23 protein-coding genes are annotated in these 23,358 nt (G+C 36.3%); 21 read left to right on the forward strand and 2 right to left on the reverse strand.

Translation table 11 applies throughout. From position 1 onward, the window contains the following. Window positions 1-119: 119 nt before the first annotated feature. Window positions 120-1,106 carry a M23 family metallopeptidase gene (locus ACEPXG_RS04285; protein ID WP_391207839.1) on the forward strand — a complete coding sequence of 329 codons (987 nt, stop codon included), beginning with the start codon at window positions 120-122 and terminating at the stop codon, window positions 1,104-1,106. 70 nt (window positions 1,107-1,176) lie between these two features. On the opposite strand, the gene ACEPXG_RS04290 is transcribed toward ACEPXG_RS04285, so the two are convergent. Continuing rightward, on the reverse strand, window positions 1,177-1,503 hold the full coding sequence (locus tag ACEPXG_RS04290; protein WP_391207842.1) for a DUF5658 family protein: 327 nt from the start codon (window positions 1,501-1,503) through the stop codon (window positions 1,177-1,179). Between the two features lie 131 nt (window positions 1,504-1,634). Between ACEPXG_RS04290 and ACEPXG_RS04295 the strand changes: the two genes are divergently transcribed. The 4 genes from ACEPXG_RS04295 (at window position 1,635) to ACEPXG_RS04310 (ending at window position 4,326) form a co-directional block, all read left to right on the forward strand. Next, window positions 1,635-2,303: a diphthine--ammonia ligase gene (locus ACEPXG_RS04295; RefSeq protein WP_391207844.1), complete on the forward strand. Its 669-nt coding sequence runs from the start codon at window positions 1,635-1,637 to the stop codon at window positions 2,301-2,303. A gap of 90 nt (window positions 2,304-2,393) precedes the next feature. Continuing rightward, a complete protein-coding gene (locus ACEPXG_RS04300; protein ID WP_391207846.1) occupies window positions 2,394-2,894 on the forward strand; it encodes a divergent PAP2 family protein in 501 nt (166 codons plus the stop codon). Between the two features lie 254 nt (window positions 2,895-3,148). Further along, complete coding sequence (gene ytxJ / locus ACEPXG_RS04305; protein ID WP_391207847.1) at window positions 3,149-3,481, forward strand: bacillithiol system redox-active protein YtxJ; 333 nt, start codon at window positions 3,149-3,151, stop codon at window positions 3,479-3,481. Between the two features lie 11 nt (window positions 3,482-3,492). Continuing rightward, a complete protein-coding gene (locus tag ACEPXG_RS04310) occupies window positions 3,493-4,326 on the forward strand; it encodes an STAS domain-containing protein (RefSeq protein WP_391207848.1) in 834 nt (277 codons plus the stop codon). 47 nt (window positions 4,327-4,373) lie between these two features. Here ACEPXG_RS04310 and ACEPXG_RS04315 read toward each other — a convergent pair whose 3' ends face one another. Next, entirely contained in the window at window positions 4,374-4,661 is a 288-nt protein-coding gene (locus ACEPXG_RS04315; RefSeq protein ID WP_391207852.1) for a DUF3243 domain-containing protein, read from the reverse strand. A 165-nt stretch (window positions 4,662-4,826) separates the two neighbouring features. Here ACEPXG_RS04315 and ACEPXG_RS04320 point away from each other — a divergent pair, with 165 nt between their 5' ends. The 16 genes from ACEPXG_RS04320 to ACEPXG_RS04395 all read left to right on the forward strand — a co-directional run bounded on the left by ACEPXG_RS04320 (window position 4,827) and on the right by ACEPXG_RS04395 (window position 23,006). After that, window positions 4,827-6,566: a mechanosensitive ion channel gene (locus ACEPXG_RS04320; protein ID WP_391207854.1), complete on the forward strand. Its 1,740-nt coding sequence runs from the start codon at window positions 4,827-4,829 to the stop codon at window positions 6,564-6,566. A gap of 232 nt (window positions 6,567-6,798) precedes the next feature. Next, window positions 6,799-7,389, forward strand: coding sequence for a TetR/AcrR family transcriptional regulator (locus ACEPXG_RS04325; protein ID WP_391207856.1), 591 nt, complete (start codon window positions 6,799-6,801; stop codon window positions 7,387-7,389). A gap of 508 nt (window positions 7,390-7,897) precedes the next feature. Continuing rightward, window positions 7,898-8,719 carry an SDR family NAD(P)-dependent oxidoreductase gene (locus ACEPXG_RS04330; RefSeq protein WP_391207858.1) on the forward strand — a complete coding sequence of 274 codons (822 nt, stop codon included), beginning with the start codon at window positions 7,898-7,900 and terminating at the stop codon, window positions 8,717-8,719. Window positions 8,720-8,729: 10 nt separating this feature from the next. Then, window positions 8,730-9,767, forward strand: a complete 1,038-nt coding sequence (locus ACEPXG_RS04335) for a ketopantoate reductase family protein (RefSeq protein ID WP_391207861.1) — start codon at window positions 8,730-8,732, stop codon at window positions 9,765-9,767. 2 nt (window positions 9,768-9,769) lie between these two features. Further along, window positions 9,770-10,411 (forward strand): GntR family transcriptional regulator, encoded by a 642-nt coding sequence (locus ACEPXG_RS04340; RefSeq protein WP_391207863.1) that lies wholly within the window; start codon window positions 9,770-9,772, stop codon window positions 10,409-10,411. Between the two features lie 14 nt (window positions 10,412-10,425). After that, entirely contained in the window at window positions 10,426-11,412 is a 987-nt protein-coding gene (locus tag ACEPXG_RS04345; protein WP_391207864.1) for an ABC transporter ATP-binding protein, read from the forward strand. After that, on the forward strand, window positions 11,393-12,349 hold the full coding sequence (locus ACEPXG_RS04350) for an ABC transporter ATP-binding protein (RefSeq protein WP_391207866.1): 957 nt from the start codon (window positions 11,393-11,395) through the stop codon (window positions 12,347-12,349). Before ACEPXG_RS04345 ends, ACEPXG_RS04350 begins: the two co-directional genes overlap by 20 nt. A gap of 20 nt (window positions 12,350-12,369) precedes the next feature. Further along, window positions 12,370-13,383, forward strand: coding sequence for an ABC transporter permease (locus ACEPXG_RS04355; protein ID WP_391207869.1), 1,014 nt, complete (start codon window positions 12,370-12,372; stop codon window positions 13,381-13,383). A gap of 11 nt (window positions 13,384-13,394) precedes the next feature. Further along, on the forward strand, window positions 13,395-14,213 hold the full coding sequence (nikC, locus tag ACEPXG_RS04360) for a nickel transporter permease (RefSeq protein WP_391207871.1): 819 nt from the start codon (window positions 13,395-13,397) through the stop codon (window positions 14,211-14,213). Between the two features lie 77 nt (window positions 14,214-14,290). After that, window positions 14,291-15,940: an ABC transporter substrate-binding protein gene (locus tag ACEPXG_RS04365; protein ID WP_391207873.1), complete on the forward strand. Its 1,650-nt coding sequence runs from the start codon at window positions 14,291-14,293 to the stop codon at window positions 15,938-15,940. A 71-nt stretch (window positions 15,941-16,011) separates the two neighbouring features. Then, window positions 16,012-16,953 (forward strand): succinylglutamate desuccinylase/aspartoacylase family protein, encoded by a 942-nt coding sequence (locus ACEPXG_RS04370; protein ID WP_391207874.1) that lies wholly within the window; start codon window positions 16,012-16,014, stop codon window positions 16,951-16,953. 3 nt (window positions 16,954-16,956) lie between these two features. Continuing rightward, entirely contained in the window at window positions 16,957-18,093 is a 1,137-nt protein-coding gene (locus ACEPXG_RS04375; protein ID WP_391207876.1) for a M20 family metallopeptidase, read from the forward strand. A 13-nt stretch (window positions 18,094-18,106) separates the two neighbouring features. Next, window positions 18,107-18,847 carry a creatininase family protein gene (locus ACEPXG_RS04380; RefSeq protein WP_391207877.1) on the forward strand — a complete coding sequence of 247 codons (741 nt, stop codon included), beginning with the start codon at window positions 18,107-18,109 and terminating at the stop codon, window positions 18,845-18,847. Continuing rightward, window positions 18,847-20,094 carry a hypothetical protein gene (locus tag ACEPXG_RS04385; protein ID WP_391207879.1) on the forward strand — a complete coding sequence of 416 codons (1,248 nt, stop codon included), beginning with the start codon at window positions 18,847-18,849 and terminating at the stop codon, window positions 20,092-20,094. Before ACEPXG_RS04380 ends, ACEPXG_RS04385 begins: the two co-directional genes overlap by 1 nt. Window positions 20,095-20,107: 13 nt before the next feature. Continuing rightward, the gene (locus ACEPXG_RS04390) at window positions 20,108-21,868 is read left to right on the forward strand and encodes a M28 family peptidase (RefSeq protein ID WP_391207881.1); all 1,761 of its coding nucleotides are present in this window, start codon (window positions 20,108-20,110) and stop codon (window positions 21,866-21,868) included. Window positions 21,869-21,995: 127 nt separating this feature from the next. Further along, complete coding sequence (locus ACEPXG_RS04395) at window positions 21,996-23,006, forward strand: asparaginase (RefSeq protein ID WP_391207883.1); 1,011 nt, start codon at window positions 21,996-21,998, stop codon at window positions 23,004-23,006. The last annotated feature ends 352 nt before the right edge of the window (window positions 23,007-23,358 follow it).

The raw sequence follows: 23,358 nt of genomic DNA on the forward strand, positions 1-23,358 counted from the left end.
TTTAGTTTCGAACAGCCATTTTTTGTATGAAATTAAAGGTCATGAATAAAAAAAAATTATTCATGAAACAAATTTAAGTGGGAAAGCTACTTTAAGTATGCAAAAAGGAGGCAATTTGAATGCGGCGTTTGATTACACTCATCTGCTCCATTAGTGCATTTTTCTTACTTGTTTGCTCCGATGATTCCGCCGCCGAGGTACTTCCGAGAGAACAGGTTTTAGAAAAGCGAATGGATTATTATATAAAATACTCAAGTATTTCGTTGCCATGGTATTACTTGGCTGCAGTCGATCAATACGAACGTAATATTCAACAAGTTCGAAAGGACATTCCAACGAGGGAAGGTGTTGTTGCCATCCAATTTTCGGATGATTATTGGACGGGCTTACTGAATCCTCAAAAGGATGATACCAATTTAATTTCCATCCATTTTTTTGAAGGAAATGGTGCAGATGGAAATAAAGACGGATTTGCTGATCGCAAAAATGATGATGATGTCATTACTACAATGTCAGCGTATTTAAGTGAATTCGGCTCTTCTGAAAAAGATTTCAAAAAGGCATTAAAGGAGTACTACCAGCGCGATCAAGCTGTTGACCAGATTATCATAATTGCTAAAATCTACAAGAAATTTGAAACGACCAATTTAGATAAGCACGCTTTTCCTTTAGATATTCACCATAATTTTAGTTATAAGAGCACATGGGGTGACAGTCGAGGCTGGGGAGGGCGAAGGATACACGAAGGGACAGATTTGTTTGCCTCTTATGGTGTCCCAGTGAAGTCAACCGCTTATGGCATTGTTGAAACGATGGGTTGGAACGACTACGGTGGTTGGAGAATTGGGATACGAGACATTCATAACACCTATCATTATTATGCCCACTTATCCAGTTATCAAAAAGGCATTAAGGAAGGTGATATTTTGGAACCTGGGGCTATTATTGGATACGTAGGAAGCTCAGGTTATGGAAAAAAAGGAACTGCAGGAAAATTTCCTCCTCACTTACACTATGGTATGTACAAATTTAACGGGCGAATCGAATGGGCATACGATCCTTTTCCTTCATTGAAACGGTGGGAGCAAGAGGAGCGAAAATCGTAAAAAAACATCCAAAGTTTGTTTATGACAAAATTATTACGGGTGCCTGGCACCCGTAATAGTTTTGTCATATTTAGGTTAGTAGTGAAATCCAAAAGAGATGCTGGAAAAGGACGAATGTATATAGGATAATGGCGATAATAAGTAGTATTGGTATGTACTTGTTGGGTTGCAGTTTTGTCAAGAAATATATTAAGAGTAGGGGAAGACAGATTTTTAGTATGTAAAAACCGGGGATGCTTGTTTCGTATACGAAATGCATAAGTGGGTTTGCTTCTGTGATGTGGTCGTTTCGGATGCCAAAATCGGTGAAGAAGGAGTCAAGGATGGCTAATACGAATAAAAATGTCGCTGCTTTGTATACTGTTTTACTTGAATTAAATACAAATTTAGTATGCATAGATTTGTACCTCTTTCCATGGTAAGAAGATATTACAACTATGTTATTATGTTGAAATAAGTAATAAATTATACGTTGTAAGTGAGGGGTTTATTCAAGGACAGCCAAAAGATAAAAGGAGTGGGGCAAAGTTGGATAGAAATATTTCTTTCGTTTCTTCCTGGAGTGGTGGGAAAGATTCCGCGTTGGCTTATTATCGTGCATTGAAAATGGGAATGGTTCCGAAAAAGTTGTTAACGATGTTTGAAGCAGATGGAGAGGTTTCCAAATCGCATGCACTTCCTTTAGAGGTTGTGGAAGCACAAGCGGAGCGTCTTGGTGTGCCATTATTAATAAAAGAGGCGAGTTGGAATACATATGAGGTTCGATTTATAGAAGCGATGAACGAATGTCGGGCAGAAGGAATTTCGCATGGAGTATTTGGGGATATTGATATAGAGGATCATTTGGAATGGGTCAAGACGACTTGCACAAAATCGGATATTGTCTCAGTTCATCCTCTGTGGCAGAAGCCTCGCGTTGCTATTGTGGAAGAGTTATTGGATGCAGGTTTTGAGGCTTGGATTGTTGTCGTGAATACGAAGATGATGCCTGCAAAGTATGTGGGTGAACGTTTTACTAGAGAGTTGATTGCGGAACTCGAAGCGGCAGGTATTGATTCGTGTGGGGAAAGTGGAGAGTTTCATACGATCGTTGTGGATGGTCCTATTTTTAAAGAGAGAGTTCCAGTTGAAATTGGGAAGCCAGTCATAAGAGGTGATTATATTTTCGCTCCGGTTTTATTAAACGAGAGTTATTAAATTCTTTTCGAAGTTTTCGATTAAATCTTCCTCCAAAAGGGCATCGTATAGGAGAAAATACATAACTTTTTGTGTACTGGAGGTTGGCAAATGAAGAAGATGAACAGAGGAATCGTAACCGCCTTATCCGCAATAGGGATCGCTCAAGGTCTAAAAATACTAACGCATAAAAAGTTAACCGGGAAATGGGATGTAAAACAAGCACTCTCTACGGGTGGGATGCCCAGCTCACATTCAGCAGGAGTTGCGGCACTTGCCTCCTATGTAGCTGCAAATAAAGGAGCGGGTCACACAGAAACGGCACTTGCGGTTGTGTTCGGTGCAATCGTGATGTATGATGCGCAAGGGATTAGAAGGCATACGGGTGAAATTGCTCATCTTGTGAATGATATAGAAGACAAAATAACTAAATTATCCGGTGAATTTCCAAGCTTTGAATACGTTAAGAGTGAAGAGGAATTGGACGAATTACTTGGCCATCAACCGGTCGAAGTGGGAGCAGGTGCCCTTCTAGGAATAGCGATTGGGGTAGTCTCCGCTAAAATAGAAAATGACGAACGAAAAGCAAAAAAAAGAGCTCAACCCTCATAAGTCACCTGGCTTGTGAGGGTTTTTATTACAAATACATTACGGGTGCCAGGCACCTGTAATAGACCAGGCACCTGTAATAGACCAGGCACCTGTAATAGACCAGGCACCTGTAATAGACCAGGCACCTGTAATAGACCAGGCACCTGTAATAGACCAGGCACCTGTAATATAATTGTAATAATCAAAAGATGGATATAAATGCGGTATAATAGGGTATATAGATTTAAATTATTAATTATGAAAGGGTGTTTACGATGATGGCATATGAAGAGGTTACATCTGTTAGTCAATGGAAAGATATTTTGGAGCAGTCGAAGAAACAGCCAGTTTTGTTGTTGAAGCATAGTACGACTTGCCCAGTTAGTGCGCATGCATTTGGGGAGTTCACTTCTTTTGATTCGCCTATCAAAACTTATTTAGTGAAAGTTATTGAAAGCCGGCCAGTGTCCAATGAAATTGGAAATGATTTAGCGATACGACATGAATCACCTCAAGCATTTTTAATAGCAAATGGGGAATCAGTTTGGAATGCATCTCATTGGAAAATTACTAAGAAAGATTTAGCGAAAGCAGTGGAATCTATCTAGGGGGTAGAAAAATGGATAGAATAATAAAAGTAGGACAATATTTAATTGAACATGCAGAGAAGATTGTCCAGGAAATGATGGATTTGGCACTTGTTCATGTTAATTATCAAGTCACGAATGAAATGCTTGAGCAATCTCTGAAAAATAATGTAGAATTTTTGGAGCTTCTCGCAAATTCTTTCAATGAAACAAACGATACAGCAGCTGATGAATTAATTAAATGGAGTAAGAAAAATGGGGAACAGCAAGCAACTGTTTTTACACAGTTTTCTAAAATAATAAAACCTTATGCAAAGAACCGTTTAATGTATTTGGAATATATAACGAACATATCTGTCCAACTTGGACTCTCGACCGAAGAGGTAGCTAAAATAAATAATCGAATTTGTTATTTAATGGATATAAGTATGACGGAAACGATGATTGCTTACGAGACTTATAGAGATGAGTTAATGATTGAACGGCAGAAAGAAATTAACAAATTATCCGCGCCTATTGTTCCCATACAAAAGGGAATTGCAATACTACCATTAGTTGGGGATATAAATTATGAACGTGTACAGCATTTATTGGATTATGTCATCCCCACTATACCAGATATGGAAATTGATCATTTAATAATAGACTTTTCTGGAATCCTTATGATTGATACAGAAATTGCGCAACATATTTTTGCAATTCATAATGTACTTGAATTACTTGGAATTCATGTGATGTTTACTGGTATTCGTCCAAATCTTTCGATGGTCATTGTTCGAGCGGGTATAGATTTTACTTCATTTCATACATTTGGTAGCGTTAAATATGCGATTGATAGTATAGAAAAGAATCTTATAGGAAGATAACTTCCCAAAATATAACCGCTCCTTCACTGAGGGAGCGGTTCTTATTTTTATATGAATGGGCTTGTTTTTTCACTAACCATTTTTACTAACATATGCGCTAGTGCATGTTGTTGCTCTTTGTTTCCTGATTTCCATAATGCTTGTAATAGGTTTTCTTCTCTGTTTCGGGGTTCTTCATTTTTTGCCAAATAATTAGCTACCATTTCAGCAGTTTTGGCTAATTGCTCTTCACTAAGGCCAAGCTTTTCTCCTCTAGCTACCTTTTTTCCTAAATATGATTTAAAGGTAGAAAAGTTTGATAAGATTTCCTCTTTCTTTTCGGGGTTAACGTTCATTAATTCTTCTTCTACTTTCCCTTGAATATATTGTCCATTTCTCCAACACTCCTTTTTCTGTAGTTACTAATTATTTATCCTAGTTTCATAAGTTTAAACACTAATTTACAAGGGTAACGGAATAATAGAATCGATTTTGTAGTTGAATAAAAAGGAGATGACTAGATGCTAGATTATTATTACTGGAGAGGGACTTTGTCATTTTTACCAGAATTATTATTAGCCTTATTAGTATTATTAATTGGATTTTTTGTTGCAAAATTCCTGGAGAATGTGACGCATAGATTGTTGCGGAAATTCCAAGTCAATGAACGATTAGGAAATACGAAGTCTAAGTGGACAGTCGAGAAAATTATTAGCAAAGTAGTTTTTATAATCGTACTACTACTTGCGTTTGTTTTATTTTTTAATATTCTAAACTTGAATACGATGGCAACACCTTTTGTTTCGATGTACTCTGGTTTAACTGGAGCTTTCTTAAATATTTTAAAAGCTGGTTTTATTTTATTGTTTGCTTGGATATTAGCGACATTAGTAAAGAAAGTAATTATTATGTCTGGAACCAAGTTGAATTTAAATAAGTATGTAGGAAAAGTTGGTGTTGATGCTACAACGGTAAATCAAGTTAAGTGGACGGATACGGCTGCAAATGTGGCGTATTATCTCATTTTCTTGTTATTCATTCCTGCAGTATTAAATGCACTTGGTATTAACGGATTGAGTGGACCATTTGAAGGGATGATTGCTAGTTTCTTTAACTTTGTTCCAAAGTTAATCTCCGCAGCACTTGTTTTTGTAATTGGTTGGTTTGTTGCTAAACTTGTTCGAAATTTAATAGAGAAATTTTTGGAATCTGCTGGAGCTGATCGATTAGCAGAAAGGTTGAAAATTTCAACACTTTTTGAAGGTACTAGTATTTCGAAAGTTGTGGGAATCATCGCTTTTGTGTTAATTATGATTCCGGTTTCAATTACCGCACTTGAGCTTTTAGATTTACAAGGTATTTCGGGCCCAGCTATTGCAATGTTACGTGATATTTTATCGATGTTACCTAAAATTGCTGTTGCAATTGTGCTTGTTTTAGTGGGAATTATTGCTGCTAGATGGGTGAAGCATCTCGTTGTTTCATTGCTTGAAAAAATGGGAGTAGACTCGATATTCGGGAAAATGGGCTTCAACACTAATTCAGGAAGTGCTCCATCTTTTGCAAAATTAATAGGTACAGTGGTGCAAGTTGTCATTATTTTATTGTTTGTGGTTGAAGCTCTTCAATTATTGGAGCTAGAATTTATGATTGTTTTGGCAACGGCTATTTTTGCATACCTACCTTCTGTTATTGCGGCAATAATTATTTTAGCTGTCGGTTTTTGGTTAGCGAATATGGTAGAGAAATTAGTCGGAAGTTTAATGAGTCATGCTTCAGGAACACCTCATTTTTTACGTTATGTAGCTAAATATGCAATTATAGCATTTGCATTCTTTATGGCTTTGGATCAACTAGGAATTGCTGCATCCATTATTAACTCTGCATTCATCTTAATACTAGGCGGAGTGGCTCTGGCATTTGGACTAGCATTTGGGCTTGGTGGAAGAGAGCATGCCTCACGTTACTTAAGTAAGATGGAAAAAAGCTTGGAAGAAGTAGAAGTGACAAAAGGAAAGTTTGAGAAGCAAAAAGAGAAGATGAAAGAGTCAGTAAAGGAAGATTTCAAAAAATATAAAGATGTGGAACGAAGCTTGAGAGGCATTACTCCACATGTGGATGAAGTGAAGCCTACGATCGAAATGGTGGATACGAATCCAGCAGATGACGAAGTTTTGGATACAGGCTATAATATTCCATCGACAGATGATTTGTATCCTTTTGACGACATTCCACCAAATGATGAAAGAAAAGATGAATAGGGTGAAATGAAAATGCTCTGGCACTTACGAGTGCCGGAGCATTTTTTGTGGGGGTCATAAATGGAAAAAGGAGGGAAGATTGTTACAGTGGTGTTACGGGTGCCAGGCACCAGTAACATACTTGTAACAAACACATGATGGTTTTGGTGAAGGAATATACAATACTCTTTCTGTATTTTATAATGGAGCTATCTGGTTGTGAAATCGGTGGTTAAGCTGAGGTGTATGATAAATGCCAAGAGGAAGAAAAGTGGACTCAGATGGAGAAGTGACTAGGCAGTTGCTATTAGAGAAAGCGATTGAGCAGTTTGCGGAGTATGGATATCATGCAACAAAGATTAGCGATATTGTGAATAAAGCAAAGGTAACGCAGCCTACTTTTTATTTGTATTTTGAAAGTAAAGAGGCTATTTTTCTTGAAATAATAGGTTCTTTTCAAAAGCAGTTACTAAATATAACAACGGCCAGCCTTTTAGAGGAAAACTTAGAAGAGCATTCGTTGAAACTTCAAATACGTTCTAGCTTAACAAATATTTTCACTTTTTTTGCGGAGAATCCATTGTTAACAAAGATCGGATTTTTTGAAGCGGATTCGGCTAGAGAATTGAAAAATAGTATGGTGAAACAAATTACGGAAAACTTAAAAATGGAACAAAAATTGGGTTATTTTTCGGAAACTTATCCTATGGAATTAGTAGCAGAGAGTCTGGTAGGATCCATAGAAAGATTAACGTTGAATGAGATTTTGACGAACAAAAGTAAACCCCTCGAATTAGCAAATGTCCTTGTAGATATATACTTTACTGGAATCCAAAAGAAATAATAATGGACTAGTACCTTTCTATAGAGAAATCTATGGGGAGGTACTTTTATTTTTGTACGACGTAATAATACTAGGAGGCTTCTTCAAAAAATAAAAGAAGTAAATATTCGGGTTTTCACATAAAGGAGTCAAATTCATAATTCAAAGTTAGAACATAAAACACGATCAGCATCAAAGTGAAATGTCAAAATACGTATAATATACTTTTCATAAATCAGCATGAATTCCGCTATCGGCGGACGAATTCCGCAAGGTGAGCGTTGAACCATTACCGACACAATCGAATCGTTTGCGATGTCTCATCTGTCTCACTCATCCCACTCAATAATTAATCATGGTCCGTGTTTTAATAATTAAATGCTATTTTTGAAATTAACTCAAAGTGCATACCCATTTTCAAATTAATTACCCCCAAAATCAAAGGAAGTTGAATATTTTAAATATTCTGTTGACATATGACCTATAGCAAAGCATATAATGTATTTAATAATAAAATTGGTGGTGAAGTATGGTGTATAAAAGTGTTAACAGTTTACAGTCGACAATATTTGAGGGTAAATTAGCAATTGTGACAGGTGCAGCAAATGGTATCGGAAATGCGATTTGTGAAGCCTTTATCAATCACGGCTGCAATGTAGTAGCATTAGATCTTTTAGAGGAAAAATTAAAGGAAAATAAAAGAAAGATAGATACATTTATTGCAAATAATAATTTGAAAAATAAATTCACCATAATTTCGGCGGATTTAATCGATGAAGATGCAGTAAAAAGTGCTGTGTTTGAAGTTATAAAAGAATATGAAACTATTAATATTTTAGTCAACACCGCGGGTGGCGTAGCAAGGCAGATACACAAACCAATCGAAGAAATTCATAAAGATGAGTGGGAAAAAGTCATTGATATTAATCTAACCTCTACATTTTTAATGACTAAAGCAGTGGTTTCCAACATGAAAAAAAATAAAAGTGGACGAATTATCAATATTTCAAGCGGGGCTGGAAGAAGTACTAGTTTAACAGGCATACAAGCTTATGCAAGTGCCAAAGCAGCGCAAATTGGATTTACTCGACAAATGGCACAAGAGCTTGGACCATTTGGAATTACTGTTAATAATGTTGCACCTGGTTTTGTCTTATCTAACCCGTCTACGCAAAAGCAATGGGATGCCATGAGCGAGATAGAACAGAATGCATTAATACAAAAAATTTCATTAAAAAGATTAGGCAAAGCAGAGGATATTGCATCTCCAGTATTGTTTTTCGCATCGGAATATGCGAGCTACATTAGCGGGCAAACAATTTCTGCGGATGGTGGCTTGCAATTATTTTAGGAGGTTAACGATGAATATTACGATTATTGGAGCTGGGGCAATTGGTGGAGTCATTGGAGCTTATCTAATTAAAGAAGGTAGAGAAGCTACTTTTTGTGATATCAATGAAGATCATGTAAAACAAATAAATAACAATGGATTGCAAATTGACGGACCATTGGGAAGCTTCCTAGTTAAAGCGAAAGCTGTCACACCAACAGAACTTTTGAAAGAAAATAGTCAGATAGATATTTTGTTTTTATGTGTGAAAGCTCAACATACAGAGGAAGCTCTTAAACCATTAGTTCCTTTATTAAAAAAAGATTCTATCGTGGTATCACTTCAAAATGGATTAAATGAACTGAAAATTGCGGATCTCGTTGGAGAAGAACGGACAATAGGGTGTTTTGTTAATTTTTCAGCAGATTACTTAGAACCTGGGAAAATTTTATATGGAGGAGTCGCCTCTCTTTATTTAGGAGAACTTGATGGAACTTTTTCACCACGATTGAGCAAGCTTCAGGAAATATTACAAGCATGGGGACCGGTAGAAATAACAGATAATATTTGGGGATATTTATGGGGGAAATTATCCTATGCTGGATTACTGTTTGCAACTGCATTAGTAGATGAAACGATGGCTTCGGTCGTTCGAAATGAACAATACCGGGAAACTTTACTAGAATTATGTACAGAAATTATAGAGTTAGCCCATAAAGAAAATATTACCCCATTAGGTTTTGATGGTTGGACACCAGAACTTATTTTTCCTAGAGAAAATAGAAATGATGTCCTTTTAAAAGAAGCATTAGAAAAACTTGCGCAAAGCATGGCAACAAATAAAAAAACGAAAAGTGGTATATGGCGAGATTTAGCAATCCGGAAAAGAAAAACGGAAATAGATGCGCAGCTTGTACCACTTATTGATATTGCCAAAAAACATGGGTTGGCAATGCCTCTAACGGCGGAACTAATAAAACAAATAAAAGAAATCGAAAATGGAACAAGAAAAATGTCCGAAAAGAATCTTCAAGAGCTTCAGGACAAATATAAATTAGGTGTGATATAAAAATGTTTGATAATCAAAACTTATCGGATCATGTCGTAACGTTAATTAGAAAAATGATTTTAAACGGAACTTTAAAACCAGGAGAAAGAATTAATCAAGCACAATTAGCGGAAAAGCTCCAAATATCGAGAGGACCAATACGAGAAGCGCTAAGATTATTACAAAATGAAGGACTTATTAAATATGAATTAAATAAAGGCACTTATATTACGACCCTTTCAAATGAAGATGCGTATGAGATATATACATTAAGAGGCTTGTTGGAAGGTAAAGCAGCCCAATTGGCACTAAAAAACATACAAGCACAAGACTTTGAAAGATTACAAGAGCTAATGGAAGGCTTTGAAAAATCCTTTATAGAAAATGACTTAGAATCACAAGCGCAATATGATATTTTATTTCATCAAACGGTCGTAAGAGCTTCTAAGCATAATAGACTTATTCATATGCATCAACAATTAGACACGCAGGTTGGAGCTATGTTTTTTACAGTAGCAAGTATTGCACCAGTGAGAGCTAAGAACGTAGTGGAAAACCATCAAAGATTAATTGATGCACTTAAATCTGGAAACGAAGAAAACGTACAAAAAGAATTTTCTGAACATTATAATAATGCTTTGTTGGATTTACTTAAGAATAATTGAAAGGGGGGAATACCATGTTGTTAGAGGTAAAAGATCTTACCTTATCACTTATGAGACAGGGTAGTTATACAAGGATATTAGAGGATGTTAACTTCACAGTCCAAAAGGGTGAAACGCTTGGGATAGTAGGAGAATCTGGTTGTGGAAAAAGCATGGCGGCTTTATCTCTGATGAAGCTCCTACCAGATAAAGCAAAATTGTTTGGGGAGGTTTTATTAGATTCGGAAGATCTTGTGAAGTTGCCAAGGAAGAATTTGGAAAAAATTCGTGGTGATCAAATGTCTATGATTTTTCAAGACCCACTTACTTCTTTAAACCCTCTTCATACTGTAGGAAAGCAAATTGAGGAAACATTAGTTTTGCATACTGATTTGAATAAAAGTCAAAGAAGAAATCGTGTCATTAGCTTATTGAAAGAAGTAGGACTTCCACGTGCAGAAGATTTATACAACGAGTATCCCCATCAATTATCTGGTGGGATGAGGCAGCGAATTATGATTGCTATTGCAATGGCTTGTAACCCTAAATTACTCATTTGTGACGAACCGACTACAGCATTAGATGTAACAGTTCAAGCTCAAATTTTAGAATTAATGAATCATCTAAAAGAAACGAATGACATGGGTATTATCATGATTACACATGATTTAGGAGTAGTAGCGGAAGTATGTGACAATGTCATGGTAATGTATGCCGGACAAGTTGTAGAAAAAGCCAATGTTATTGAGCTATTTCAAAATCCCAAGCATCCATATACAAAGGGGCTTCTAGATTCTATACCACAACTGGAAGGGAAAATAGAGAAGCTAGGATCCATACCAGGTACTGTACCATCTCCTGAGAATATGCCAGTAGGTTGTAGATTCTACGATCGATGTAAGTATGCAATGGAAAAATGCAAATTGGAGACTCCTCCTACCGTTGAAATAATAGAAAATCACTCTACAGCTTGCTGGTTATATGAAGAGGAGGTACGTGAAAATGAACTTATTGGAAGTTAAAGAATTAAAACAATACTATACGTCCAATAAAGGTATCTTTGGTGAAAAAAGTGTAGTTAAAGCGGTAGATGGTGTATCCTTTCATATTCGTCAAGGGGAGACACTTGGGATAGTTGGAGAATCGGGATGTGGAAAATCTAGTTTAGGTCGATCGGTAATTAGACTATTACAACCTACCTCTGGAGAAGTATTTTTTGAAGGAAAAGATATTTGTAAAATGTCTAGACGAGAAATGAAAAAGACGCGAAAAGAAATTCAAATGGTATTTCAAGATCCCTATGCCTCACTTAATCCACGCAGCACTATTCGAACTATTTTAGAAACACCTCTTCTTACACATGGGAACAAAAATAAAGAAAGTAGAACAAAAATAATAGAAAATTTAATCGATAAAATTGGCATTCGAAAAGATCAATTAGATCGTTATCCACATGAATTTTCTGGGGGGCAACGTCAAAGAATTGGAATTGCGCGAGCTTTAACATTAAATCCTAAGTTAATCGTAGCAGATGAACCTGTTTCTGCTTTAGATGTATCTGTACAATCTCAAGTACTGAATCTGATGGTCGAGCTTCAAAAGGAATTTAACTTAAGTTATATGTTTATTTCCCATGATTTATCTGTAGTTAAACATATTTCAGATCGTGTAGCAGTTATGTATTTAGGAAGAATAGTTGAAATTGCCGAAGTGGAATCCATATATGAAACACCTTTACATCCTTATACGAAAGCTCTACTTTCTGCAGTCCCATTGCCAGATCCTACTAAAAAAAGAGAGAGAATCATACTTCAAGGAGATTTGCCGAGTCCAGTAAATCCTCCAAGTGGTTGTACATTTCATACGAGGTGTCCTATTGCAACAGAAGAATGCAAAAACTCAGTTCCGGTATTACGTGAAATTGAAGAGGGGCATTTCGCTTCTTGTCTGAAACTATGAAGAAGAAAGGAGAATAATAGATGGATGCTTTAAGGTATATTGTTAAACGTTTGCTACTGATTATCCCTATTCTTATTGGAATTACAATTCTTACTTTCTTTATTTCTAATACGATACCCGGAGACCCTGCACGGCTAGTCGCTGGCCCTTATGCAGATGCAAAAGTAATTGAAGAACTTAGGGAATCAATGGGATTAAATGACCCTGTTTATGTTCAATATTTTCGATATGTATCAAACGTAGTAAAAGGCGATTTTGGTACAAGTAATTTTACACATCAAGCAGTATCGCAAGACTTAAAAGAATTTTTCCCCGCTACCTTAGAATTGACCTTAGTTTCCATGCTTATTACCGTTCTAATAGGAATTCCATTTGGCATAGTAAGTGCCAGTAAAAAGGATAAATTCGCAGATCAATTTACGAGGGTATTTGCACTTATTGGAGTAGCGATGCCTGCATTCTGGCTTGGCATTATTTTATTATTACTTTTTTATTTAAAACTAGATTTACTTCCTGGTGCAGGTCGAATCGACACTGCTTTATCCCCACCTCAAAAAATTAGCGGTTTATATACAATTGATGCGCTTTTAACAGGAAATTGGGCTGTTCTAAAATCAACAGTCGAGCATCTGATACTCCCAGCCTTTACTCAGGCAGCAGTAACAATTGGAATGATCACAAGAATGACACGTTCTAGTATGTTAGAAGTATTAGGCAGTGATTATATTCGAACAGCCTATGCAAAAGGTGGAACAGAGAATCGAGTATTATATGGCCACGCTCTAAGAAATGGTATGATGCCTGTTTTAACTTTGCTTGGTATGACTTTTGGCCATTCATTAGGAGGTAGTGTCCTAGTAGAGTCCGTATTTTCTTGGCCAGGAGTAGGTAAGTATGCGGTAAATGCAATTACATACTTAGATTTTCCTGCAGTTATGGGTGTTACAACGTTAATCGCGGTATTATTTATTACTGTAAATCTAGTAATTGATGTTTTATATGTAGTAATTGATCCAAGATTAAAGTACGAATAGGGGGGTGTCGTATGTTTAAAAAAATAGGTTCCAGTCCACTTACTATGTTGGGAATTTTTTTAGTTGGAATGCTACTAATTATGGCATTATTTGCACCAATTATAGCTCCACAAGATCCATTAGAAATTAATATTAGTCAAAAACTTTTATCCCCAAGTGTAGATCATTGGTTTGGTACAGATGAAGTTGGGCGAGATATTTTTAGTAGAATTGTATACGGTTCCAGAATTTCATTGAAGATTGGTGTACTAGTTGTTTTAATCGCATTTCCGGTCGGTACAGTTTTAGGGGCTATTGCTGGTTTTGTTGGAGGCATAGTTGATCAAATTATTATGCGAACAACGGATATTTTCATTTCATTTCCTGGAATTATATTGGCAATGTCTATCGCAGCTGCACTTGGTCCTTCCATTGAAAACGTACTACTCGCACTCGCTATCACTTGGTGGCCATGGTATACAAGAATCGTTCGATCATCCGTTCTTCAAATAAAAAATGCAGAATTTGTAGAGTCTGCTAGAGCAGTTGGTATTCATCCTGTAAAAATACTTTTTAAAGAAGTTCTTCCAAACGCCATTGCACCGGCAAGTATTCAGGCCTCTTTAGATCTAGGCTTTGTCATATTATCAGCTGCTGGCTTAAGTTTTATCGGATTGGGTGCTCAACCACCTTCACCAGAATGGGGTGCAATGCTTGCATCTAGTAGAGAAGTTCTAAGGGATGCTTGGTGGGCAGCTACTTTTCCAGGTTTAGCAATACTTTGGACGGTTTTAGGATTCAATTTACTTGGCGATGGTTTACGAGATATTTTGGATCCGAAAAACCGCTAATAGAATTAAATGAAAGGGGTGATTTCAAAGTTTTCGTAAGCTATACAAAAATCTAATTAGAAAAAGAGGGGAAGCATTTGAAGAGAAACAGAAGATGGTTATTCATGTTTGCACTAGTGTTTGCATTACTTTTAGTATTAGGGGCATGTAGTGATAGCGGTAAGAAAGAAAGTGAGACAGATTCGAAAGAGGATCCAACAGAAAAAGAGCCTAAAACGGAAGAAAAAGCAGAGGAAAAAGGTTCTGGATCAACAGAAGTATTTAATTTTGCAACAAATCAGGACATACCACATATAGACCCTCATGGTACGTCGGCGAACACATCATTCCGAGTAACCTATATGTTATATGATCGCCTAGTTACTTATGATGGGACAACGACAGATGTTATTCCACAACTTGCAGAGAAATGGGATATCTCACCGGATGGGTTAACTTACACATTCCATCTGAATAAAGAAGCAAAATTCCATGATGGAACACCAGTTACGGCTGAAGCAGTACAATATTCTTACACTCGTGCAATGGACGTAGGGAAATCCGCAGCTGGTCAATTTAAAGATGTTATTAATAAAGATAGCTTTGAAATTGTAGATGAACACACGATAAATATAACACTTGAAAGACCTTTTGCTCCATTCTTAAAAACATTAGGAACTGTTTTTGGAAACATTGTGAACCCAAAACTTGCAGAGCATCATGGCAGTGATTTAGGGGAAACTTACTTGGCAGATAAAGAAATGGGTTCTGGACCTTATATTTTGGAAAGTTGGGATAGAGGACAGAAACTAGTAATGAAAGCTAACGAGGACTATTGGGGCACAGTACCGACGTTAAAAACAGTAAATATTTTAATCATAAATGAACCTTCTACAGCTCGATTAATGATGGAAAAAGGGGAAGTTGATTTAATTGACTACTCCATGATCTCTCCAGATGTTTTAAAACAAATGGATGGAAATAACGATATTACTGTTCTAAAATCTCCTGGTTACGCAATTGATGACATTGCTATTAACACGGAAAAAGAATATTTAAAAGATCCAAAAGTAAGGCAGGCTCTTGCACACGCAGTAAATTATGATTCGATTATAAATGATGTTTTACTTGGTGGAGCAGAACGTATTGGTGGAATAATTCCGAAAGGGATGTTTGGATATAACCCTAATATTGAGTTATATGACTTTGATTTAGAAAAAGCTAAGGCTTTACTGAAAGAGGCCGGTTATGAAAAAGGTTTCCCATTAGAAATTGCAATATCAGAAAATAATGAAGTTAGAAAGAACATTGCGGTAATGATGCAGTCTGATTTTAAAAAGATAGGAATTGACCTGCAAATTAGAGCGTTAGCATGGCCAACATTTTTGGATTTAGTTACAAGCGGTCAGCATCAATTAGCATTAGCGGCATGGACTCCTGATTATCCAGATCCAGATTATAATTTATGGTATTTTGCACACTCTTCTAGTAAAGGACCTGGATTTAACCTAGCATTCTATGATAATCAAGAAGTAGATAAATTGTTAGAAGAAGGCCGTTCCACAGTGGATGAGTCTGTTCGTGAAAAGAATTATCAGAAAATTCAAGAAATAATGAGTGTAGATGTTCCTTATATTTTTCCGGCTCAACGCTCGGTTGAAGCACCTATGAAGAATTGGGTGAAGGGATATGAAATTAACCCAATGAACACTTGGTATGTTCCGTTCCAAAAAATGACGAAAGAATAACATGTTAAAGCGGTCGTAAAGAAGTAGTTTTACGATCGCTTTTTCTAACTATTATATAGGAGTGGATTTGGTTGTGGACGATTAATAACTTAGTCGTAAATAGAGATGAAAAAATAAGCGGTTTTTTACATTTTCCAACTTTGGAACATAACATTCCCGCGTTTATGATAAATGGAAAAGAAGAAGGACCTTCCGTTTTGATTATGGCTGGAGTGCATGGATGCGAATACACTTCCATTGATGCAGCCTTAAAGCTAGCGAAAGAAATAACACCAAATGATATTGTAGGAAAATTAATCATTTTGCCTATTGTCAATATAGCCTCCTTCTATAAACGATCCATTTACGTTCACCCAAAAGATGAAAAAAATTTAAATCGAGTATTTCCCGGGAAAGAAAATGGAACGGAAAGTGAAAAAATAGCTTTTTGGTTACACAAGGAAATATTCTCTCATGTAGATATTGTATTAGATTTACATGGTGGCGATATGATAGAAGCTTTAGTGCCTTTTACCATTTATCAAATGTCAGAAAATCTACTGCTTATGGATGAAGCCCAAAAAATTGCATCGTTATTTGGTATCCCATATGTTGTAAAATCGGAATCTCAAGTGATGGGATCAACTTATTCCGCAGTTACTGCGTTAGGAAAGATAGGGATAATTGCAGAAGCGGGCCAACAAGGAATATTAGATGAATATTCTTCTAAACTACTACAAGATGGCACGAAAAATGTTTTGAAGTATATTGGTGTGCTTAATGGGGATTTCGTAGAAGAGCCAGTGAAAAACTTAGAAACATTTGAATGGTATCGAGCAACTATTCAAGGACTTTGGTATCCTGCAGTGGAAATTGGTTCAGAAGTGAAAAAGGGAGAGATACTTGGTCAAATAAAAAATGTATTTGGTGAAACAGAGATTGAAATTTATGCGGAAGTTGATGGGGTAGTTTTATTTTTAGTAACTTCATTAGCCATTAATGTAGAAGATCCATTATTAGCGCTAGGAGATTAATATATGACAAGAATGCTTGATTATCTAAAAGAAAATCAATCGGAAATAGAAAAAACACTTATACATCTTGTGAAAGCTGAGTCTCCTTCGCAGGATAAGAAACTCGTTGATCTATGTGGAGAAGTATTAATGGAGGAGTTTACAAAGCTTATTGGTGGAGATATACAAATTTTGGAGAAGTCGACTGTGGGAAATCAGTATTTATTAACTTACGGTGCGCAAGATTGTAAAGACCAAATTCTCATCATTGGTCATCTAGATACTGTTTGGGATAAAGATGCTTTGCCTTTAAAGATAGAGGAAGATACTCTTTATGGTCCTGGAGTATTTGACATGAAAGGCGGCTTAACGATTTCTCTTTGGGCTATGAAAGCATTAAAAGCATTTAATATATTTGGCGAAAAGAAAGTTGTACTGCTTGTTACATCTGATGAAGAAATTGGAAGTATCCATTCAAAGGAAATTATTATTCAAGAAGCTCGAAAAAGTTCTTTGGTATTGATTCCCGAATCTAGTATTGAGCCTAACGGAGCAGTAAAAACAGAAAGAAAAGGAGCGGGTAACTTCTATATGGAAGTAAAAGGAGTTGCTGCTCATGCTGGAATTAATGCATGGGATGGAGCGAGTGCTATCGAGGAACTTGCTTATCAAATTATCGACTTGAAGAAGTTAGCAAATCGAGAAGAAGGCATATCCATTAATGTAGGGATCATATCTGGAGGTTCTAGGACCAATGTTATTGCAAAAGATGCATATGCAGAAATAGATGTTCGGATTATGAAAAGAGAACAAGCGGAGCTAATTACGCAACAAATTATGAATCGTCCTGTTTTTGTTGAAGGGACGAGTACTTTAGTAACAGGAGAAATCGAGCGTTTTCCACTAGAAAGAAACGAAAAAGTAGTCTCTCTCTATCATGATTTAAAGGAAATAGCTTTACTACATGGATATGAAATAGAGGAAGGGTCTTCAGGAGGAGCAAGTGATGGAAATTTCACTGCTGGTGAAGGTATACCTACAATTGACGGTTTAGGTCCAATTGGTGGTGGTGCACATTCGGACAATGAACATATTATTTTGTCTAATTTACCAGTAAGAGCGGCTTTAATGGCTGAGATGATCGCAAAACATTTGCAATGAAGGAGGATTTTTCATGTACTTAATGGACTTAAATGCAAGCAAATTTAATGAAGTGAAACAAACAGTAAATACTATTCTATTACCAATTGGAATGATGGAGACGCATGGACCCCATGCCACTTTAGGTACAGACGTATGGATTCCAAGAGAATTTGTAAAAAGACTGGATAAAATAATCGGTGAAAAAGTGATTATGGCACCGGAAGTTGCGTATGGTCATTCTTGGGCACTTGCACCTCATTCGGGTACATTTGATATTTCAAGTGAAGCTTTCTCCAATTATGTGTACGAAATAGGCAAGGAGTTTTATCGAAATGGGTTTACTAATTTAATATTATTTAACGGTCATGGTGGCAATATTCCAAGCTTAGCTATTGTCACTGAAAAGTTAGCGGATATGGGAGTTAACACGCTTACAATAAATTGGTGGATGGATTACCGAGAGGATATTCTGACGATTACATCCAAACCTGGTCATGGTGGAGAAGATGAGACTTCATTAGTTCTAGCCATAGATGAAAACCTAGCTGATTTGTCACTAGCAGGCGATTTTTCTATTGAATATAATCGAAAGTTAAAATATAAAGATATGGGGAAAGTGCTATATAAAGATGGATATATGGGCGATGCAGCGAGCGCAACACCAGAAAAAGGAGAAGTATTATATCAACTTTTGACAAATCTTATTTTAGAAGATATCAAAGATTTATGGGAATTGTCTGCTAGTGAATTATTGAGCAAGGGGGAATCTTAATGAAGCTTTGGACTGAACAGGAAACAGGAGAAAAGATTGTTGATATTACATTAAGTTTAAATGAGCAGGCTATGCATTTATTTGAAACCGAAGTAACAACCGCAAGTTATAGTGACGTGAAAGCTACTTTGAAAACCTTTGATGAAATTGGTTCTGCCATAGAAGAGGTTGAAAAGGCAGTACGGACTTTGGAAGGTCATCCTGGAGAATATCTGCGGGGTATGATGAATGGATTTAACTATTTTGCAAGAAGTATGCAAGGTGACAACATTCCATATGATGAGCTTATTTTAAATATTCAACAGCTACCTTCGACGTTAATTTCAGATGAGCAGCTTGCATATGCGAAAGAGTTGGTGGAAGAAAGCTTAACGAATATTGGATATTCGGGATCATTTGCTGACAAAGTTTCAGCGTGGAAAAGTGACACGATGATTGCACCAGAAGAAGTGGTGAATGTTGCGGAGAATTTTAGAGAACTTAGTAAAAAAGGTACTCTAAATCGAGTAATAGAATTACCTCCTGAAGATGGTGTTGATTGGATCAAACCAATTCGTGGTGTTTTTTGGAGTGGTTATTCAAAATATACGGGAGATTATCGTGGTAACTTAACTTTTAATATCGATCGCCCATGGACAGAGCCAATTCTTGCACAAATAATGACCCATGAAGCATATCCAGGTCATCAAGCTTTCTACTGCCGCTGGGATTATGAATTTAAAAATGGAAATTTACCGTTAGAAGCATCTTATTATATGATAAATAGCCCTACTAATGCACTTTTTGAAGGTGGGCCAGAAACAGCTTTGTCATTCTTAGGTTGGGATAATTTAGAGGAAGAAACAGAAGGCATTAGCGATGAGAAAAAAATGCAATACCGAACTGCACGACATTTCCTAGATTATCAGCGTATGTATATGACGAATGCTTGCTATCTTTATAATCTTCATGCTATGACGAAAGAAGAAGTCATTCGTTATATGATAAATGAAGGTGGAATAACCGAAATAGAAGCTAATAATTGCTTTCGTTTTTTCTCTCATCCAGTTCAAAAAACCTATTATCCAAGCTATTATTATGGACGCTGGATGATTGGAAACGCTTATGCGCAAACGCCGAAAAACTTACGAAATGAATATTTTAAAATCTTGTATGATACACCTCATACGACGGAGACATTTGTAAAAGCAATCTCTCAGTTGCATAACAAAGAGTTTGATGCTTTCAATACATTTCTCAAGAAATAAATGAGGTGATTAAATGGAGCGAAATTTAACAATGGAAGAGGAGTTATTAGTAAACCAAATATCCAAAGAGGAACTCTTAGCAGATAATAGTAAAATTGCGAGAGAAGTAAGATTATCAGGCTCCATGGAAGAGTTAAGAGCTTTTCAATTCATTCAAAAAAGACTGGAGTCATTTGGTTTAAAAGCGGAAATTGAATTCGATGATGCTTATATAAGCATTCCTATTCAATCGAAATTAGAAGTTAACGGGGAGATAATAGATTCTATCACTCATTCTATGTCCAAAGATTTGAATAATGAAGAACTAAGTGCAAAGTGTATTTATCTCCAAGATTTAAATGAAGATTCCCTTAAATTAGTTGATACTAAAATTGCGATTTATGACAGTATTGCAATTCCTGACATCGTAAAAAAAATGGAAGACTCGGGAGCTGTTGGGGCAATTTTCATTAACGGCCCTAATACTCATGAGATGATTGTTTCGAGAATATGGGGAAATCCATCTATCAGGGACAAAGATTTATTGCCTAAAATTCCTGTCATTTCTATCAATAATAAGAATGGGGAAAAATTGCTTGATTTATTGAAAATATCGAGTTACAAAGCAATTATTTCTACTGAAGTAAGTTCTAAATGGATGAAGATACCTAGACTTATTGCGGAAATTCGTGGAGATTATGAAACGGATCACTTTGTTTTGTTGTGTGGGCATGTAGATTCTTGGCATTATGGCGCGATGGATAACGGATCAGCAAATGCTTTAATGTTACAAGTTGTAAAAATTCTCGCTCAAAATAAAACAAAATGGAAACGTAACGTACGTCTTGCTTTTTGGTCCGGACATTCTCATGGAAGATATGCGGGTTCGGCTGCTTATTGTGATAAAAACTGGGAGGACTTGACAGAAAACGGTATCATGCATTTTTATGTAGATTCTGTTGGAGGAAAAGGTGCAAACGTTTTTGTAGATAGTAATGCAATGGCCGAAACAGAAGATATAGCAATTGATGTGATTGGTCGCCTTACAGATCAAGCATTTGTAGGTAAACGTTATTCCCGTTCTGCGGATCAATCATTTTGGGGCACAGGAATTCCTTCCTTATATATGGGGATGGCGGAACAAGAACTATCCGATGATCCTGCTTATAAAAATGTCCAAAAACTATTTGCAGGTACAAAGGGTGGGGGATTCGGCTGGTGGTGGCATACAGTGGAGGATACGATAGATAAGATCGATCCTGATGTCTTAAGAAATGATTGTGAAATCTACTTATTATCCCTTTATAAAGTGTTAACAGACAACATTATTCCGATCAATTCTCTTAAAGCAGTAGAAGAAATTCATAAGCATATAGTTGATTATCAAGAAAAAGGGAAAGACATTGTTGATTTATCACTCTCGATAAATAGGATAGATGAGATTGAAAAAAAGTTAACAAGCGTGTTGGAAAGAAAAGTATGGCTGGAGTCAGATTCAGAGCATAGTAGATTATTCAATAATTTTCTACTTAAAATATCTAAACTTCTCGTACCCATCAATTATGTTGGTGGCAGTAAGTTTGAACATGATTTAGCATCAACAACTGTTCCGATTCCATCCTTAGCACTGATCAATCATTATACAAATGGTCTTAAAGATGAGGATTATTATTTGTTACAAACTGCGATTCGTCGACAGGTGAATTTTTTGAATTACGAGTTGAAGAAAGTGATTCGAGAAATTGATGCTTTTATGAAAATTTTATTTGAAAATTTTTTAAACAAGCGTAATTGACTCCAGAAAAGCAGTCTTTACCTCCTTTAGATTGCTTTTCAAATACATGGAATCTTTATATATGAAGACCTTTAAGGTTGTCAAAACTTTAAAGGTTTTCTTCAAATTATTTATAGGACGTGAAAAGATGAATGCTACAAATTTAGTTAATGTCATGCGAGGAAATTTTATAGAAAGCAAGCATCTCGGCCATATTGCTATAGTAGATTATACAGGGAAGTTAATTGCTTCAAAAGGAAACATAAATTCCATCGTATTTGCACGTTCCTCTATGAAGCCTTTACAAGCCATTCCTATTATTGAAACAGGAGCATATGAATCATACCAATTGGAACCTGCCGATCTATCCTTATGTTGTGCTTCCCATAACGGGGAGGAACAGCATACTGATCGAGTTATTTCTATATTAGAGAAAGCTGGTTTAGTGGAGAGTAGTCTACAATGTGGTACACATATTCCAAGGTGGGAAGAAGCGTACAAGAAAATAATAATTGAAAATCGAAAAGTCACTCCTGTCTACAATAATTGTTCGGGAAAACATAGTGGGATGTTAATAACGGCCAAGCACTTAAATGAACCAATAGATTCCTATTACAATATGGACCACCCCGTTCAACAAAGAATTTTACAAGTTATCAGTGAGTTAGCAGAAACTCCTAAAGAAGATATTCAAATTGGAGTGGACGGATGTGGAGTTCCGGTTCATGGAATAGCATTAGAGAAAATCGCTTTAGCCTATGCAAAAATGGCTAAACCAGATAATCTACCGAATAGTAGAAAAAAATCCGTAAGCCAAGTAGTTCATGCAATGATGCAAGTACCAGAAATGGTAGGAGGAACAAATCGCTTTTGCACTGATTTTATGAACGTAGTAAAAGGAAAAATGTTCGGAAAAGTAGGAGCTGAAGGAGTCTACTGTATTGGAGATTTAAGAAGCGGAATAGGAATCGCGATTAAAATAGAGGATGGGAACAGCAGAGCTACTTCCCCCGTTGCCATTGAAGTAATGAAACAATTGGGTATGTTGACGGGAGAAGAATTGAACGAACTAAAAGAGTATCATTTCCCATCCATTAATAATGCTAGAGACGAAAAAGTAGGCTCACTCAAAGCTGACTTTCTGTTGGATTATGTATAAATATAACGAAGAAAATAAAATTAAAATGAATTACTAAATCACCGCATTGTTACAGGAGTATTACTGGTGCCTGGCACCAGTAACACTTCTGTAATAATGCTATTTTTGAGTTGTTGCCCCAGCCAAACATGGCAAGTCCTTTTCCTTCGCTGCGCTTCGTGCGAGGACTTGTTGATCCGTTCTTCTGCAGGCAGGAGTCTCGTATTTTTTTCTTTTTCTATTAATCAAGTAGTGTTCTGCAATGATGACCAAATTCAAAAGTATTAATTTTTAATAAAATCGGGAGAATATTGCCCCTTAACAAAATAGGAGATATGCGATTTGTAGTATATAATGTAGAAAGAGAAGAAAT

This window comes from Psychrobacillus sp. L4, assembly GCF_042944905.1.
GTDB lineage: Bacteria > Bacillota > Bacilli > Bacillales_A > Planococcaceae > Psychrobacillus.

Bases quoted from the DNA above. Each gene is read 5' to 3' on its own strand.
- ACEPXG_RS04325 (WP_391207856.1), top strand. From the start codon at position 6,799: ATGCCAAGAGGAAGAAAAGTGGACTCAGATGGAGAAGTGACTAGGCAG.
- ACEPXG_RS04340 (WP_391207863.1), top strand. From the start codon at position 9,770: ATGTTTGATAATCAAAACTTATCGGATCATGTCGTAACGTTAATTAGA.
- ACEPXG_RS04390 (WP_391207881.1), top strand. From the start codon at position 20,108: ATGGAGCGAAATTTAACAATGGAAGAGGAGTTATTAGTAAACCAAATA.
- ACEPXG_RS04355 (WP_391207869.1), top strand. From the start codon at position 12,370: ATGGATGCTTTAAGGTATATTGTTAAACGTTTGCTACTGATTATCCCT.
- ACEPXG_RS04315 (WP_391207852.1), bottom strand. From the start codon at position 4,661: ATGAACGTTAACCCCGAAAAGAAAGAGGAAATCTTATCAAACTTTTCT.
- ACEPXG_RS04395 (WP_391207883.1), top strand. From the start codon at position 21,996: ATGAATGCTACAAATTTAGTTAATGTCATGCGAGGAAATTTTATAGAA.
- ACEPXG_RS04300 (WP_391207846.1), top strand. From the start codon at position 2,394: ATGAAGAAGATGAACAGAGGAATCGTAACCGCCTTATCCGCAATAGGG.
- ACEPXG_RS04350 (WP_391207866.1), top strand. From the start codon at position 11,393: ATGAACTTATTGGAAGTTAAAGAATTAAAACAATACTATACGTCCAAT.
- nikC (WP_391207871.1), top strand. From the start codon at position 13,395: ATGTTTAAAAAAATAGGTTCCAGTCCACTTACTATGTTGGGAATTTTT.
- ACEPXG_RS04345 (WP_391207864.1), top strand. From the start codon at position 10,426: ATGTTGTTAGAGGTAAAAGATCTTACCTTATCACTTATGAGACAGGGT.
- ACEPXG_RS04335 (WP_391207861.1), top strand. From the start codon at position 8,730: ATGAATATTACGATTATTGGAGCTGGGGCAATTGGTGGAGTCATTGGA.
- ytxJ (WP_391207847.1), top strand. From the start codon at position 3,149: ATGATGGCATATGAAGAGGTTACATCTGTTAGTCAATGGAAAGATATT.
- ACEPXG_RS04375 (WP_391207876.1), top strand. From the start codon at position 16,957: ATGACAAGAATGCTTGATTATCTAAAAGAAAATCAATCGGAAATAGAA.
- ACEPXG_RS04385 (WP_391207879.1), top strand. From the start codon at position 18,847: ATGAAGCTTTGGACTGAACAGGAAACAGGAGAAAAGATTGTTGATATT.
- ACEPXG_RS04285 (WP_391207839.1), top strand. From the start codon at position 120: ATGCGGCGTTTGATTACACTCATCTGCTCCATTAGTGCATTTTTCTTA.
- ACEPXG_RS04290 (WP_391207842.1), bottom strand. From the start codon at position 1,503: ATGCATACTAAATTTGTATTTAATTCAAGTAAAACAGTATACAAAGCA.
- ACEPXG_RS04310 (WP_391207848.1), top strand. From the start codon at position 3,493: ATGGATAGAATAATAAAAGTAGGACAATATTTAATTGAACATGCAGAG.
- ACEPXG_RS04320 (WP_391207854.1), top strand. From the start codon at position 4,827: ATGCTAGATTATTATTACTGGAGAGGGACTTTGTCATTTTTACCAGAA.
- ACEPXG_RS04330 (WP_391207858.1), top strand. From the start codon at position 7,898: ATGGTGTATAAAAGTGTTAACAGTTTACAGTCGACAATATTTGAGGGT.
- ACEPXG_RS04380 (WP_391207877.1), top strand. From the start codon at position 18,107: ATGTACTTAATGGACTTAAATGCAAGCAAATTTAATGAAGTGAAACAA.